Origin of the sequence: Actinomyces sp. (assembly GCF_030524025.1) — a bacterium.
Classification (GTDB): Bacteria; Actinomycetota; Actinomycetes; order Actinomycetales; family Actinomycetaceae; genus Actinomyces.
In genome coordinates this window covers 1-14,061 of the sequence record NZ_JAUNHI010000016.1, presented here as the reverse complement: position 1 = coordinate 14,061, position 14,061 = coordinate 1, and the positions used below count along the sequence as shown (strand labels likewise).

Genomic DNA, 14,061 nt, shown 5'->3' with positions numbered 1-14,061 from the left:
CGGTCGGTTTAGAAGAAGTATGCACCCCGAGCGGGTCGGGCGCAAGTCGCCCTCGGGTATGGGCGAGGGCCGGCAGGTGTGCACCTGCCGGCCCTCGCCGTTCATCACATCAAGCGGTGACGCCGCCTACCTGCTGCTCGTTCCGGGGTCGTCCCAGTCCTCGTCGTCGTCGACGTCGTACTTGGAGGCCAGCTCCTCGTAGTCGATCTCGTCGTCCGAGTCGGCGGCTGAGGACGCGGTCGTGAGCTCACGCTCGAGAGCCGCGTAGTCCGTCTCCGGGCTGAAGTACTTGAGCTTGCGGGCGACCTTGGTCGCCTTGGCCTTCTGACGGCCGCGCCCCATAGGCTCGACCCCCTCCAACGTGTCTCTGGGCGCGCAGGGCGCGCTTCATGTGGGCATATGTGTCGTGGGGCAACCGTACAACGTGAGCACGCGCCAGCACCATTCGGTCCGCAGTGCGGCCGGGATGAATCGGTGTCGACCTCGTCCGGGCGTGGCCTCAGCGCCGCAGGAGGCGCCCGACGAGCAGACCCGTCGCGACGACGCCCCCGGCGACGGCCAGCACCGCGGTCAGCGCCTCGGAGTCCCCCTCCTGGGCGCGTCGTGCCGTTGCGCGGGCCCGGTCGCCCCAGTCGCCGACGCGGGAGCGCAGGTCGGTCCCCGCGGTCCGGGCGCGCTCACGCAGCTGCTCGCCGGTGGCGCGCGCCTGGGTGCGTGGATCAACGCGCGCCGCCAGGTCGTCGACCGAGGCAGCGAGCTCCTCGCGCTGGGCGCGCAGCCGGGCCTCGATCTCCTCGGGGCTCGGCCAGGCCTGTTCGTCCCGGGCTCCGGTGTCCTGAGGGGCGCTCATCGCCGCACCGCCTTGACCAGCGCGGCTGCGCTCAGCCCCGCCAGGGCCAGCGCCAGGGTGGAGACAATGGCCAGGGAGGCGGGGTCGCCGTCCCGGGCGTCGTCGAGCAGCCGGGTGAGTCGGGTGCGCAGCGAGGCGGCCGACAGGTCGGCTGAGACGCCCTCGGAGGCGGCCGACCGGCTCGAGCCCTCGGTGCCGGTACCGATCCCGGCTCGCTGGGCGAGCTCGGCCCCCCGGCTGCGGGCGCGCCCGCAGGCCGCCGCCAGGGCCGAGCGGGCGGTCGACCGTGCCAGGGCGGGCAGGCGCGCGGGGGCCAGGCGGCTGCCCAGCTCCTCGACGTCGGCGTGCAGGGCGGCCCGCAGGGGCGCCAGGCGCGCCTCGAGGTCTTCGGGGCTGCCGGGCGCAGGGGCGGCGGGGTCGGGGCTCACTGCTCGGCTCCCTTCTGGAGCCCGGAGGAGGCGGCCGCCTTGAGCATGGCGACATCCTCCTTGAGGTTCTTGTCCGGGGTGGGGACGTCGGCCCTGGCCGCGTCGAGCTTGCGCTTGCCCAGGTAGGCGGCGACGGCGGCCACGAGGAACAGGACGAGAGCGACGATCAACTTGGCGGCCCACAGCGGCAGCACGAGGGCCAGCGCCTCGCTGGCCGCGCCCAGGAGGAATCCGAGGCCGTACAGCGCGACGAGTCCGGCGGCGCCCAGCAGGCCGGCGCCCACGCCCATCGTGGCGACCATGCGCCTGCCTTTGGCCTTGGCCAGGTCGATCTCGCCCTTGACCAGGGCACTGACGTTCTCCGAGATCCTCGCGATGAGCTCGCCGATCGTCGGCGGCCGGGTCGGGGCGGGCTCAGCCGGCGGCTGAGGAGTCTGCTGGGTCATGAGGAAGGACCTTCTCGTGTCCGTGCGCCCGACCGGCGTGGTCGGGGGCTCTTACTGTCAGAGGCCAGAATCTCACACGCGGCCGTCAGATGCGATTCACCTCCCTCCAGATCGTTGGTTCCCCGGGGGTGGGTTGACTCGCCCCGGGGCTCCGCGCGTCAGTCCGGCACCCTCCCCATCGCCGAGATCGGGACTAATGACACCTCGAGTGCCGTATCTACCGATCTCGAGGTGCCATATGTCCCGATCTCGGCGAGGAGCTCGGCCTGGCCGAACATGGCGGTCGACATGACGGCCGAGACGTAGACGATCATCGCCATGAGCAGGGCGATGGCGCTGATGCCGGGCAGGGACAGCAGAATGGACTCCACGACCCGCCGCAGGCTCGGCATGAACTTGATGACCCGCAGGAGCCGCATGACGCGCAGGGTCCGCAGCACCGACACTGGCCCGGCCCCGGGGACCAGGGCGATGGCCACGACGAAGAAGTCGAAGAAGTCGAAGACGTTCCAGCCGCGCCTGAAGAAGCGGGCCGGGCCGGTGGCCACGAGCTTGACGGCGATCTCGACGATGAAGACCGCCAGGGCGAGGTGGTCGAGGACGAACAGGATCCTGTAGGCCTGCGACCCGTGGTCGACCACCGTCTCGGCGCCGATGGTGATCGAGTTGATGAGGATGACCGCCATGATGACGTTCTGCACCGCGGCGGAGTGGACCCATGCGTCCAGGTGCTCGCGCCGTGAGGCGATCTTGGTGCCCACCGATGACTTCCGTCGTCGTGATCCCGCTTCTGTGCCGCGGGGCAGTCTAGACGCTGCGACGGGGAGGACTGCATGGGGAGGTCTGACCACTTCGCAGGTCGGCTACTGCCGGCTCCAGGCCTCCCACAGGCGGGCATACTCCCCGCCGAGGGCGACGAGCTCGTCGTGGGTCCCCAGCTCGACGATGCGACCGTCCATGACGACGGCCACCCTGTCGGCGTCCTGTGCCGTGTAGAGCCGGTGCGCCACCTCGACGACGGTCCGCCCGGCCAGGGCCGTCGACAGGGTCCGCTCGAGGGCGCGCGCGGCGTGCGGGTCGAGCAGGCTGGTCGCCTCATCGAGGATGAGGGTGTGGGGGTCGAGCAGGACGAGGCGGGCCAGCGCCACCTCCTGGGCCTGGGCAGGGGTCAGGGCGAGGTGCCCCGAGCCCACGATCGTGTCCATGCCCTCGGGCAGCTCGGCCACCCAGCCCGCGGCGCCGATGGAGGCCAGCGCCGCGGCGATCGTCCCGTCGTCGGCCTCGGGGCGTCCCAGGCGCACGTTGTCGGCGATCGAGCCGACGAAGACGTGCTGCTCCTGGGTGACCAGGGCGACATGGCGCCGCAGCTCGGTCTCGGTGAGGTCGGTCAGCGGCACCCCGCCCACCGTCACCGAGCCGGAGGAGGGCGGGTTGATCCCGGCGAGCATGCGTCCCAGCGTCGACTTGCCCGACCCCGAGGGGCCGACGACGGCCAGCCGCTCCCCCGGGATGAGCTCGAGGTCGATGCCGCGCAGCACCTCCTGGCCCTCCCGGTAGGCGAAGCGCACCTGATCGAGCCTGATGAGGCGGCCGTCTGGCACCGCGCCCGTGGGGGTGCGGTCGGCGGGCACCTCCTCGACGCCGAGGATCCGGGACAGCGAGGCCTGGGAGATCTGGACGAGGTCGATCCAGAACATGAGCTGGCCGATGGGCTTGCGCAGCTCCATGGCGTACAGGGCGACGGTGGTGATCGTCCCGAGCTCGGCGTGACCCCGGGCGGCGAGAAAGCCGCCCCACAGGAGGATGACGACCACCGGCGCCCTCCAGGCGACGTCGAGCACGAGGTAGAGCCGCACGCGCAGCTTGACCGTGAAGTGCTCGAGGCTCCACGCCTCGGCCACTGACGCCCTGATCGCCGCCTCCCGCCGGGACCCCAGGCCGAGGGCGTCGACCGTCTCGGCGTGCTCGACGGTCTCGGTGACCACGCCGTTGAGCCGGGCCTGGGCCGCCGAGCCGGCCCGGTAGGCGGGCACCGACCGGGGCAGGTACCAGCGCATCATCGACCACACGGGCGGGGCGACGACGAGCAGGCCCAGGGCCAGGACGGGGTCGGTGACGGTGGCGGCCACGATGGTGAATACGATGGTGACGACGCACACCATGATCTGTGGGATGCCGGTGCGCACGAGGAACTCGATGCGGGAGATGTCGTTGGTCGTGCGCCCCACGAGGTCTCCCGTGCCGGCCGACTCCACGGCGCTGAGCGGCAGGTGCACGACCCTGCTCATCATGCGCTCGCGCAGGTCCGCGAAGACCGCCTCGCCCAGGGTGCGGGCGTGCATCTGGGCGTAGCGGTTGATGACCGCCCCCACGACCGTGACGACGATGATGACCACCACGACCCGGTCGACGTAGCCGGCGGTGGCGCTGGAGTCGGAGACGCGGGTGACGAGCCTGCCGAGGAGCTGGGGGGCGACGAGGGTGGCGAGCACGGCCGCGACCTGGATGACGAGCACACCGACGAAGCGCCACCGGTAGGAGGCCATGATCCCGAGGGTCTTGCGCATGGCGACGGGGCCGGGTGCCAGGGGAAGGGCCATCAGGGGCTCACCTCCTCCCCGGCCGCACGGGCGACGATCGCCCGGTAGGCCAATGCGTCGGGGTCCCCGGAGCGGGCCCGTGCCAGCAGGTCGCGGTGGGTCGAGCGGAGCCGGATCCGCCCCTGCCGGTCGAGCAGGACGACCTCGTCGCAGGCCTCGAGCACGAGGGGAGAGGTGGTGACGACCAGCGTCGTACGGCCCCGCCGGGCGGAGTGGATGCGGTGGGCGACGCGGGACTCGGTGTGGGAGTCCAGGGCGCTGGTGGGCTCGATGAGGACGAGAGCCGGGGCCTCGGTGAGCAGGGCGCGGGCCAGGGCCACCCGCTGGCGCTGGCCGCCGGACAGGGACCGGCCCTTCTCGGTGATCATGCCGGCCAGCCCCTGCTCCAGGGAGGTGAGCACGTCGCGGGCGTCGGCGACCTCGATCGCCTCGAGGAGCCGGTCGTCCCCGGGGGCGTGGCGCGGCTGGGGACGGACCTGCTGGTCGACGTCGGCCACCCCGGAGCGCAGTGCCTCGGCGCGCACGAGGTCCTCGACACCCGCCGGCACCGGCGCGCCGGCCCCTCGCACGTCGAGGGCCTCGCGCAGTGTCCCGGTGAAGACCTGGGCCACCGCCCCGGCCACGACCACTGAGGCGCGCACGTCCTGCAGGGGCAGCTCGGTCAGTGCCCGGCCCGCCAGGGTGACGGTGGGCGCGCCGTCGTCGAAGCGTCCCAGTCGGGTGGCCAGGGCGGCGGAGACCTCCGGGTCGGCGCACACGAGCGCCGTCATGACCCCGGGGGCGACGGCGAGGCCGGAGGCGGTGTCGACCAGCTCCCCGGAGCGTGCCCGGCCCGCCGCAGGGTCGAGGGCGAGGCGCTCGGCCGTGCTTCCAGCCGCTGGGCGCAGTGCCAGCAGCCTGCCCAGGCGGCGCACCCCGACACGGGCGCGGGTGAGCTCCTGGACGGCGTTGGCGAAGATCCACAGCGGCCACGACAGGTAGGCGGTGTAGCCGTAGAAGGTGACGAGCTCGCCGGGGCTGATGGCGCCGGCCACCGCCATGCGGGCGGCGGCCCACACGACCACGGCGACGAACAGCCCGGGCAGGAGCACCTGCAGGCTCATGAGGATGGACTGGCTGCCGGCCACCTCGACGCCGCGGCGCCGCAGCTCCTGGGAGGCCAGGCGGTAGCGCTGGGCGAAGACGTCCTCGCCCCCGATGCCGCGCAGGATCCGCAGGCCCGCGACCGTGTCGGTGGTCACCGTCGTGACGGCCGACTGCGCCTCGCGCTGGACGGCCTGGCGCCGCTGGAGGGGCTTGATGACGAGGGTGACGACCCAGGCCACGAGGGGCATGCCGAGCAGGACGATGATGCCCAGGCGCACCGAGGTGCCCAGCATGAGCACGGCCACGACGAGGAAGGACACGGCGGCCCCGATGACCTCGGGCAGGCGCTGGCCGAGGTTGCCAATGTGCTGGGCGTCCGAGGCGATGATCGAGGCGACCTCCCCGGTCGAGACCTGGCGTGGCAGGTCCGCCCCGACGGTGGAGACCTGGCGGCCCACGAGCCGGTTGATGTCGAAGGTGATCCGCATCCAGCCCTGGACGCGGTAGAAGGACACGGAGGTGTCCGCGACCGCGTAGACGACGAAGAGTGCTAGGAGGGTCAGGGCGATTGCCCACACCCGAGGGCTGAGCCCGTGCTCGATGCCGGAGTCCAGCGCGGCGCCGAGGAAGGCCGGGACCGTGGCCTGGATGACGTTGGAGGTGATCGCCGCCGCGGTGGCGGCTCCCAGTGGGGCCGCGGCCCGCCGCAGCAGCCAGCCCAGCAGGGGGCGCGGGGAGGTCGAGGGCGGCTGGGGCAGCGGTGCGTCGGGCGACGGCAGAAGCGAGGGCATGGCCGGACGAGGCTACCGGAGTCCGGCGGGCTCCGGTAGGCCGGACCGTCCGCCGGTCGTCCGGTGGCCATCCGGCGATCATTCGGTGGCGATGGCCTCCAGGACGGGCAGGCGCGAGGCGCGCAGCGCGGGCCACAGGGCGGCGGAGATGCCGACGATCACCGACACGATGAGCATCGTCACGAGCTGGCCCCACGGGATGACGAGGGTGGTCAGACCGTCCTCCTCGAGGACGTCGCGCAGCGCCGCGGCGAGGAAGATGCCAGTCGCCGCGCCCACGACGGTGCCGTACAGGGCGGTCAGGACCGACTCGACCATGATCTCGCCGGCCAGCTGGGCCTTGCCCAGCCCGACCGCCCGCATGAGCCCGATCTCGCGGACGCGCTCGGATACCGAGAGCACCAGGGTGTTGACGATGCCGAGCACCGCGATGGCGATGGACAGTCCCAACAGAGCGTAAAGGATCCCGAGGATCTGGTTGACCTGCTGGCCGACCTGGTCGGACAGCTCGGTGGCGTCGAGCACCGAGAACTGGTAGGTCGGAGCCACGATCTCCTCGATCCGGTCACGGACCGCCGCGGCGTCGGCCCCCTCACCCAGGGAGATGAACATCCCCAGCGGGGAGGACAGCACCTGGTCGGGCTCGGCGGGGGTCGCCCCGGCCCACGACCCCACCTGGACGGTGAGCTCGGGCGTGGCGTAGAAGGAGCCAGTCACGCCGTCGGGGTCGACGACGGCGGCCACGGTCGCCTCGATCGAGCCCACCGGCCCGGTCAGCGTCACCGTGTCGCCGACTGCCAGACCCGTGTCGGAGTAGGCCGCGACATGGCTTGCGTCGAGGTCCTCCAAGGAGCCCGACTGGACGGCCAGGTCGTAGAAGTCGCCGTAGGAGGCCCCCGGAATGACGTTGAGCATGGCGGCCGGCTGCTGGGAGCCGTCGGGCATGGTCGTGGACACCGTGTAGGCGGTGAAGGAGGCCACCGCCTCGACACCGTCGACGGCCGCGATCTCGGCGGCCATCTCCGCGGGGAGCTGGGTGGTGGTCGACTGGCTGTCGGGCTGGACGATGAAGTCGGCCTTCATCGAGTCGGAGATGACGTCCGAGACCGAGGAGTTGACCGAGGCGGCCAGCGTGGCCCCGGCGCAGACCACGGCCATGCCGACCATGAGGGCGCCGGAGGTGTTGGCCGTGCGGCGCGGGTTGTGGACGATGTTGCGGATGGCCAGGCGGCCCGCGGGCCGCAGCAGCCGGAAGGGCATGCCGATGAGCGAGACGATCGGCCGGGCCAGGATGGGGGAGACGATGAGCAGGCCGATGATGAGGGCGGCGGCCCCCAGCCCCAGGACGAGGGGGCGCTGCGACATGCCGTCGGCGATCCAGGCCGCGAGCACGGTGGCGGTCCCCAGGGCCATGGTCGTGCCGCCCAGCACCGTGCGCACGACCAGCGGCTTCTCCCGCGCCCCCGACACCTCGCGCATGGCCTCGACCGGGTGGGTCAGGGCCGCCTCACGGGCCGGCAGGAGCGCGCCGACGATGGTGACGAGCATGCCGACCCCCAGGGAGGCGGCGATGATCGTCCCGGTCATCGGCACGCCCTCGAGCAGGGGCATGCCGACGGCGTCGAGCACCATGACCAGGCCGGTGAGTAGAAGCGCCCCGAGGGCCACGCCCAGGGCCGAGCCGACCGCCCCGATGACCACCGCCTGGAGGAAGACCGTGCCGAAGACCGAGGAGGGGGAGGCGCCGACGGCGCGCAGCAGCGCGAACTCCTTGACGCGCTGGCGCACGCTCATCGCGAAGGAGTTCATGATGATGAAGGAGCCGACGAACATCGCCAGGACGACGAAGACGAGGAGGAAGGTCTGGACGAAGCCCAGGATCTGCTCGATATAGGCGTTGGTCTGGTCGATAGCCTCCTGACGGGTGAGGACCTGGGTGCCGTCGGGCAGGGAGGCGGCGATGGACTCCTTGACCTGGGCGGGCGAGGCGCCCTCGTCGATGGTGACGGCGATCTGGGAGACCTGGTCGTCGGGGGCCGCGGTGGGCAGCACCCACTGGGCATCCATGCCCACGACGGTCGCCCCGGCCATCGAGGTGCCGAAGGAGAACTCCCCGACGACGGTGACCTCCATGGGAGAGCCGAGCACGACGACATGGGTTGTGTCGCCGACCGCGAGCCCCGAGCGGTCCAGGGCCCCGGACTCCAGGGCGATCTCCGTCGCGCCGGAGGGGCTGCGCCCCTGGATCCAGGACAGGCCCCGCTCATCGGGGTAGAGGGGCGCGATGATCGTGGGCGCCCCCTGGGAGGTCACGGGTGTGTCGTCGGCCCCCACGAGGGTGCCGGTCAGGGAGACCTCCCGGCGTGCCGAGGCCACGCCGTCGACCTGCGCGATCTGCTCGGTCAGGGAGCCGGGGATCGGCTGGGTCATGACCGTGGCCGTCTCCTCCGTGCCCTCGAGGGGCTCGCCCGAGACGTAGATGTCGGAGGTGTAGGTCGAGGAGGTCAGGGCCGAGAAGGTGTCCGACATGACTGAGCGCAGCGCCAGCGTCCCGGACAGGAAGGCGACGCCCAGCACGACCGCCAGGGTCGTCAGCAGGAACTGTTTGATGTGGGCACGGATGGAGCGCCAGGCGACGCGGATCACTGCTCGGTCCTCTCGGGTGCGGTGGTGGTTCCGGTGCTCAGCCGTAGGGGCCGAGGACCGGGATCTTGCGTGAGACGACGTAGCGGGCGTACGCCTTGGCGCGCGCCTCGAGGTCTGCCGGGACGATCGTCGCGGCGCCCGGGGTCACGAAGGGCTGGAGATAGTGCGTGCCCACGAGGTCGCTCATGATCTGGAAGGGGCGCAGCAGGTCGTGGACTGTGTACCCGGCGACGGTCGTGTCCCGGGTGCGCGGGCGGCGCATGAGCATGTCCATGACCGAGCGCCTGCCTCCGTCGACCCGCGTGTAGTGGGAGGCGGGGGCCCCCACTGAGATGGCGATGAGCATCTCCTTGCCATGCAGCGCGTCCCCGGTCGAGGCATAGGCCCAGCCGTAGGTCAGGACGTCGTCCTGCCACTTCTTGAGCAGGGGTGGGCAGGAGTACCAGTACATGGGGAACTGGAGGATGATCCTGTCGGTCTCCTCCAGCAGGTTCTGCTCGAAGTCGACGTCGATCTCGAAGTCAGGGTAGATCGAGTACATATCGCGGATCTGGACCCCCTCGAGGCCCTCAGCGGCCTGGGCCAGCCGGAGGTTGACCGTCGACTGGTCGAGATGGGGGTGATACAGGAAGATCGTTGTTCGCGTCACTGGTTTCCTTCAGGGATTGCGGGTCGGACCGCCCTCCGCAACGGGGCGCGGGTGCCTGTGCCCCGCCGGCTGCGGTCCCTGGCGGTTGTCTTCGTCCTGGCGGGCCGAGCGCCGCAACGGGTGCCGGTCAACCGATGCCCCACGGGTCGGTCGACGGCCGGTCCGCGCGGGTGCCCTCGTCTGACCACTCCCTTCCTGTGCTCTTGCCGGTCTGGCTGGGCTGGCGGATCCCGGTGGGCGCCGTGCGCTGGGGCTGGGCCCCCGCCTCGTCGACCTCCTGCTGGACGTCACCGACACCGATCTGCGGCCCATCGGCCGAGCCCAGCTCGTGGAGGGCGTCGAGGACGCGGTCGCGGTCGGGCTGGTTCATCTCGGCCACGACGCGTCCGTCGCGCAGGAAGATGACGGTGTCGGCCCAGGCGGCGGCGTCGGGCTCATGGGTGACCATGACGACGCTCTGGCCCATCTCGTCGACGCTGGAGCGCAGGATCGACAGGACCTGGTCGGTGGACCGGGAGTCGAGGTTGCCGGTGGGCTCGTCGGCGAAGACGACCGCCGGGCTGCCCACGAGGGCGCGGGCACAGGCCACGCGCTGGACCTGGCCGCCGGAGAGCTCGGCCGGCCGGTGGGTGAGCCGGTCGTGCAGTCCGATGGTCTCCACGACGCGGTCGAAACGCTCCCGGTCGACCTTCGTGCGGGCGATGTCGAGGGGCAGAGTGATGTTCTCCTCGGCCGTCAGCGTCGGCACGAGGTTGAAGGACTGGAAGATGAAGCCGATGCGCTGGCGCCGCAGCTTGGTGAGCCGGCGCTGGCTCATCGCCGAGATCTCCTGGCCGTCGAGGTGGATCGTCCCCGAGGTCGCCGAGTCCAGGCCCGCCAGGCAGTGCATGAGGGTGGACTTGCCCGAGCCCGAGGGGCCCATGATCGCCGTGAAGCGTGAGCGGGCGATATGCACATCGACCGAGTCCAGGGCCGTCACCGAGCTGTCGCCGCGGCCGAAGACCTTCGAGACGTTGCGGGCGGTGACCACCGGGTCGGTCACCGGCCCGTGGGCCACAAGCGTCGAGCCCTCGCGTCCCAGGCTCCTGCGTGAGGGCTTGGCCTGCCACCCCGGGCGCCCGGTCTCCAGGTGGCGCGCGGCGACGGCGTCGTTGCTGTTCGGGGTGTGCTTGCCCATGGATCGACAGTAACGGTTCCGATCCTGTCATGTGGGTTGCGTGTCACCGTGCGTCCGCCCCCGATCCGCCGGGAACGGGCTCTCACAGCCGGTTCGGGTGCGTGCCGCGGCAGCGTCCGGGACGTTAGCCCTGGACGGGATGACTGATTGAGCGGGGGTCGGCGGTTGTGGGCGGCCGGTGAGCAGCCCGGTCTCAGGGCAGGCGGATGCCTTTGAGGGTGAGGACGCGCTCGACGGACTGGTCGACCCGTGCGGCCAGGGCGGAGTCGGTGGTGGCGGCCTCGACGATGGCCGAGGCCATCGCCGTCGCGTCCGCGGGGTCCCCCGAGGCCAGGACCAGGTCGCAGCCGGCCGTCAGCGCCAGGACGGCGCGTTCGCCGGGCTCCCACTGCTGGAGCTGGGCGGCGGCGGACAGGTCGTCAGTCATGATGACGCCGGTGAAACCCAGGTCGGTGCGCAGCATCCCGTTGACCACCGCCTCGGAGAAGACCGCGGGGGCGTCGGGGTCGATGCGTGAGTAGACGGCCGAGGACATCATGACCACCCGGGCGCCGTCGGCGATCATCTCGGCGAACACCGACACGGCTGGGTCGCCGGTGCGGGTCGTGTCGGAGTCGACGACCTCGGCGGTCGTGTCGGTGTTGCCCTCGACCCTGCCCAGGCCGGGGAAGTGCTTGATGGTGGGGATCACCCCGGCGGCCGCCATTCCCTCGGCGAAGGCGCCGGCCTGCTCCTGGACCGTTGTGGCGTCGTGCCCGTACTGGCGTCCCCAGGCCCCGATCGGCCCGTTGCCGGTGGGGTCGGGCCCGTCGACGAGGTCGACCACGGGCGCCAGATTCATCGTCACGCCGACGGCGGCCAGCTCGGCGCCCCAGCCGCGCGCCGCCTCGACGAGCTCGCCGGTGGCCAGCTCGGACTGCTCAAGCGCCGAGGGGATAGTGGAGAAGCCCGGGCCGGCGAGGACCTGGACGTCCCCTCCCTCCTGGTCGGTGGCCACGAGCAGCGAGGTCCCGTGGGTCGTGCCGGGCCCCGCCAGAGCGGTGACCGAGGCGATCGTCGCGTGGACGGCGGAGGCGCCGGCGCTCGAGCGGCCCGAGACGAAGATGTTGCCCACGTGGTGGGAGCTGATCGCGGTGGTCGAGACTGTCTGCGGTGCCGAGGCGTCGACCCCCACCATGATGAGCTGGCCGACCTTCTCCTCGAGGGTCCACTCCTCAAGGGCGGCCTGGGTCGGGCTCGTCGTCCCGGTCGGCGGCACCCCGGTGCTGGGCGTGCTCGTGCTGGGGCTCGGGGAGGTGGGGGAGTCCTGGGCGCAGCCCGCCAGGGCCGCCGTGCCGCCGAGCCCGACCAGAGCCGCGAGCAGCAGCGGTCGGCGTCCTGTGCCGGTGGCCGGGCGCCGGTCGGCGGCCGGCGGGTCGTGCGGGCTGCGGTGCTGGCGGGCCTCCTCCATGACTCGCACGATAGACCCGCCACGGCCCTGCCGGCTGGAGCGGCGCCCGGCCACCGGCACGGGGCGCCGCTACTGCTGGGTCCCGGGGGAGCCGGCCGGCTCGAGCATGACCCGCGTGCGCGGGAGGGCGTCGGGCTGCTCGCGCTGCAGCCAGCCGACCAGCTCTTCGCGGACGTGGCAGGACAGGGTGAAGACGTCGGCGGGGTTGGCCCCCGACAGGGCGACGCGCAGGGTGACCGTTCCGCCAGAGGTGTCGGTGACGTCGACGGCCGCCGAGCGCTTGTCCCAGGTCTCGGCGTGCTCGACGATCTGCTCGACCTGCTCGCGTACCGCCTGGACCGGGACCCGCCAGTCCAGGTCGATGGTCAGGGTGCCGGTGTGCTCCGTGCCCCGCCGCGACCAGTTGGCGAAGGGGTTCTCGGTGAAGTAGCTCGACGGGTAGATGAGCCGGCGGTCGTCCCAGGAGCGCACGACGACGTAGGTCAGGGTGATCTCCTCAATGGCTCCCTGCTCGCCGTCGACGACGACCGTGTCGTCGACGCGGATCGCATCGGTGGAGGCCAGCTGGACGCCGGCGAAGACGTTGCTCAATGTCGACTGGGCGGCCAGACCGGCGACCACCGAGATGAGACCCGCCGAGGCCAACAGGGAGCCCATCGCGATCCGTGCGCTGGGGAAGGTCATGATCGCCCCGACCAGGCCGCACACGATGATGACCGCCTCGATGACCCGGCGCATGATCTGGGTCTGGGTGGTCACCCGGTTGGCCCGGCCGACGTCGTCCCCCGCGGCGACGCCGATGACGATCGAGGACTCCGTGGCCTTGACGAGCCTGACCAGCACCCAGGTGCCCGAGAGGATGACGCCGATGAGGATCCCGTGGACCGCGTATTTCTGGGTCACGGACATCGTCACGTCGGCGATGGCGATCTGGACCCCGAGGTAGGCCCCGAGGACGCCGGCGAAGACGTACAGCGGCATGCGGGCGAAGCGCACGACCTCGGCGTACAACGACCGGCGCCTGCCCAGGTGGCCCAGGATGAGCAGGGTGATGAGGGCGATGACCAGGCCGGCGAGCGCGCCCAGGGCGGCGTGCCAGGCCACGGTGAGCAGGTCGAGGGTCGCCTCGACCACCGCCTCGGTGGTCTCCTCGGTCGGGAAGCTCGTCGAGTCGGCGGTGGCCGTGGGGTCGGCGGTCGGTGTCGGATCAGCGGTGGGATCGGTGGTGGCGGCGGGGTCGGCCGCCGGGTCGGTGGCCAGCGGGAGCAGGCCCCTGAGCGGGATGGCGGAGAACAGGGAGGTCGTCGGCATGGCGTCAGGGTAGGCGGGGATTCTGGGCCGCCGCTGTGCAACGGCGCGTCGGGCGGTCTCAGCGGCTCGGGTGGTGGGTGTGATTGGTTGTTATCGGTTCAGGCCGGGGGGCTTGCGGGGGGCGGGTGCCTGGGTGGGTTGTGGCTGGCGGCGGTAGCGCGGGCGGTGATGGCCGCCAGGAGCTGGTGGGGTGTGATCTTTCGGGCTCCGGGTGGCTCCTGGGGGCCGGGGCGGGTGCGGGTGTGGACAGGGGTATCGCGGCCTGGTGGTGGGCGGTGGTGATGTCGGCGGCGATCTGGGCCGGGGTCCATGGTGGGGCCCGGGGGCTCAGGCCGGCGACCTGTTCGGCGCTGCGTGGTTCCAGGGCCGCCCGCCCGTGGCGCAGGTCGCGGGCAAGGGGCCGTGAGGCGGTCAGCACCGCCTGGATCCGTAGCCGGCAGCCCGCGCGCTGCTGGACGGGGATGGCCAGCACGGCCTGCTCCAGGACCCTGGCCACGGGCTTGCCCTGGGAGCCGATCGAGGAGTTGACCCGATCGACTCCCATCGAGCCCAGCCCGCCGACCAGCACCGGGTCGGGGGCCGGGTCGGGGTGCTGGGCGGCGATGGCCGCGGCGGCCTGGGCGGCAG

Annotated in this window: 12 protein-coding genes and 1 pseudogene; all 13 read right to left on the bottom strand. The window is 72.0% G+C overall.

The window, feature by feature from the left end:
* Positions 1 to 126: 126 nt before the first annotated feature.
* Positions 127 to 342 carry a DUF3073 domain-containing protein gene (locus tag Q4C85_RS07460; protein WP_303140998.1) on the bottom strand — a complete coding sequence of 72 codons (216 nt, stop codon included), beginning with the start codon at positions 340 to 342 and terminating at the stop codon, positions 127 to 129.
* A gap of 157 nt (positions 343 to 499) precedes the next feature.
* Entirely contained in the window at positions 500 to 850 is a 351-nt protein-coding gene (locus Q4C85_RS07455) for a DUF3618 domain-containing protein (RefSeq protein ID WP_303140997.1), read from the bottom strand.
* Positions 847 to 1,278 carry a hypothetical protein gene (locus Q4C85_RS07450; RefSeq protein WP_303140996.1) on the bottom strand — a complete coding sequence of 144 codons (432 nt, stop codon included), beginning with the start codon at positions 1,276 to 1,278 and terminating at the stop codon, positions 847 to 849. Before Q4C85_RS07450 ends, Q4C85_RS07455 begins: the two co-directional genes overlap by 4 nt.
* Positions 1,275 to 1,724 (bottom strand): phage holin family protein, encoded by a 450-nt coding sequence (locus Q4C85_RS07445; RefSeq protein WP_303140995.1) that lies wholly within the window; start codon positions 1,722 to 1,724, stop codon positions 1,275 to 1,277. The genes Q4C85_RS07450 and Q4C85_RS07445 overlap by 4 nt, the downstream gene beginning before the upstream one ends.
* Before the next feature lie 158 nt (positions 1,725 to 1,882).
* Complete coding sequence (locus Q4C85_RS07440) at positions 1,883 to 2,485, bottom strand: ion transporter (RefSeq protein ID WP_303140994.1); 603 nt, start codon at positions 2,483 to 2,485, stop codon at positions 1,883 to 1,885.
* Positions 2,486 to 2,587: 102 nt separating this feature from the next.
* Entirely contained in the window at positions 2,588 to 4,324 is a 1,737-nt protein-coding gene (locus tag Q4C85_RS07435; protein WP_303140992.1) for an ABC transporter ATP-binding protein, read from the bottom strand.
* Positions 4,324 to 6,201: an ABC transporter ATP-binding protein gene (locus Q4C85_RS07430; protein WP_303140991.1), complete on the bottom strand. Its 1,878-nt coding sequence runs from the start codon at positions 6,199 to 6,201 to the stop codon at positions 4,324 to 4,326. The genes Q4C85_RS07435 and Q4C85_RS07430 overlap by 1 nt, the downstream gene beginning before the upstream one ends.
* 78 nt (positions 6,202 to 6,279) lie before the next feature.
* Positions 6,280 to 8,847: an ABC transporter permease gene (locus Q4C85_RS07425; protein ID WP_303140990.1), complete on the bottom strand. Its 2,568-nt coding sequence runs from the start codon at positions 8,845 to 8,847 to the stop codon at positions 6,280 to 6,282.
* A gap of 37 nt (positions 8,848 to 8,884) precedes the next feature.
* Complete coding sequence (locus Q4C85_RS07420; protein ID WP_303140989.1) at positions 8,885 to 9,496, bottom strand: NAD(P)H-dependent oxidoreductase; 612 nt, start codon at positions 9,494 to 9,496, stop codon at positions 8,885 to 8,887.
* A 127-nt stretch (positions 9,497 to 9,623) separates the two neighbouring features.
* On the bottom strand, positions 9,624 to 10,673 hold the full coding sequence (locus Q4C85_RS07415; protein ID WP_303140988.1) for an ABC transporter ATP-binding protein: 1,050 nt from the start codon (positions 10,671 to 10,673) through the stop codon (positions 9,624 to 9,626).
* Positions 10,674 to 10,866: 193 nt separating this feature from the next.
* Positions 10,867 to 12,123: a glycoside hydrolase family 3 N-terminal domain-containing protein gene (locus Q4C85_RS07410; protein WP_303140987.1), complete on the bottom strand. Its 1,257-nt coding sequence runs from the start codon at positions 12,121 to 12,123 to the stop codon at positions 10,867 to 10,869.
* 69 nt (positions 12,124 to 12,192) lie between these two features.
* On the bottom strand, positions 12,193 to 13,434 hold the full coding sequence (locus tag Q4C85_RS07405) for a mechanosensitive ion channel family protein (protein ID WP_303140986.1): 1,242 nt from the start codon (positions 13,432 to 13,434) through the stop codon (positions 12,193 to 12,195).
* A 58-nt stretch (positions 13,435 to 13,492) separates the two neighbouring features.
* Positions 13,493 to 14,061, bottom strand: a pseudogene (locus Q4C85_RS07400) (hypothetical protein); the annotation flags it as partial.

Coding starts and splice junctions, on each gene's coding strand:
- Q4C85_RS07460 (WP_303140998.1), bottom strand. CDS start 342: ATGGGGCGCGGCCGTCAGAAGGCCAAGGCGACCAAGGTCGCCCGCAAG.
- Q4C85_RS07455 (WP_303140997.1), bottom strand. CDS start 850: ATGAGCGCCCCTCAGGACACCGGAGCCCGGGACGAACAGGCCTGGCCG.
- Q4C85_RS07445 (WP_303140995.1), bottom strand. CDS start 1,724: ATGACCCAGCAGACTCCTCAGCCGCCGGCTGAGCCCGCCCCGACCCGG.
- Q4C85_RS07435 (WP_303140992.1), bottom strand. CDS start 4,324: ATGGCCCTTCCCCTGGCACCCGGCCCCGTCGCCATGCGCAAGACCCTC.
- Q4C85_RS07430 (WP_303140991.1), bottom strand. CDS start 6,201: ATGCCCTCGCTTCTGCCGTCGCCCGACGCACCGCTGCCCCAGCCGCCC.
- Q4C85_RS07415 (WP_303140988.1), bottom strand. CDS start 10,673: ATGGGCAAGCACACCCCGAACAGCAACGACGCCGTCGCCGCGCGCCAC.
- Q4C85_RS07410 (WP_303140987.1), bottom strand. CDS start 12,123: ATGGAGGAGGCCCGCCAGCACCGCAGCCCGCACGACCCGCCGGCCGCC.
- Q4C85_RS07405 (WP_303140986.1), bottom strand. CDS start 13,434: ATGCCGACGACCTCCCTGTTCTCCGCCATCCCGCTCAGGGGCCTGCTC.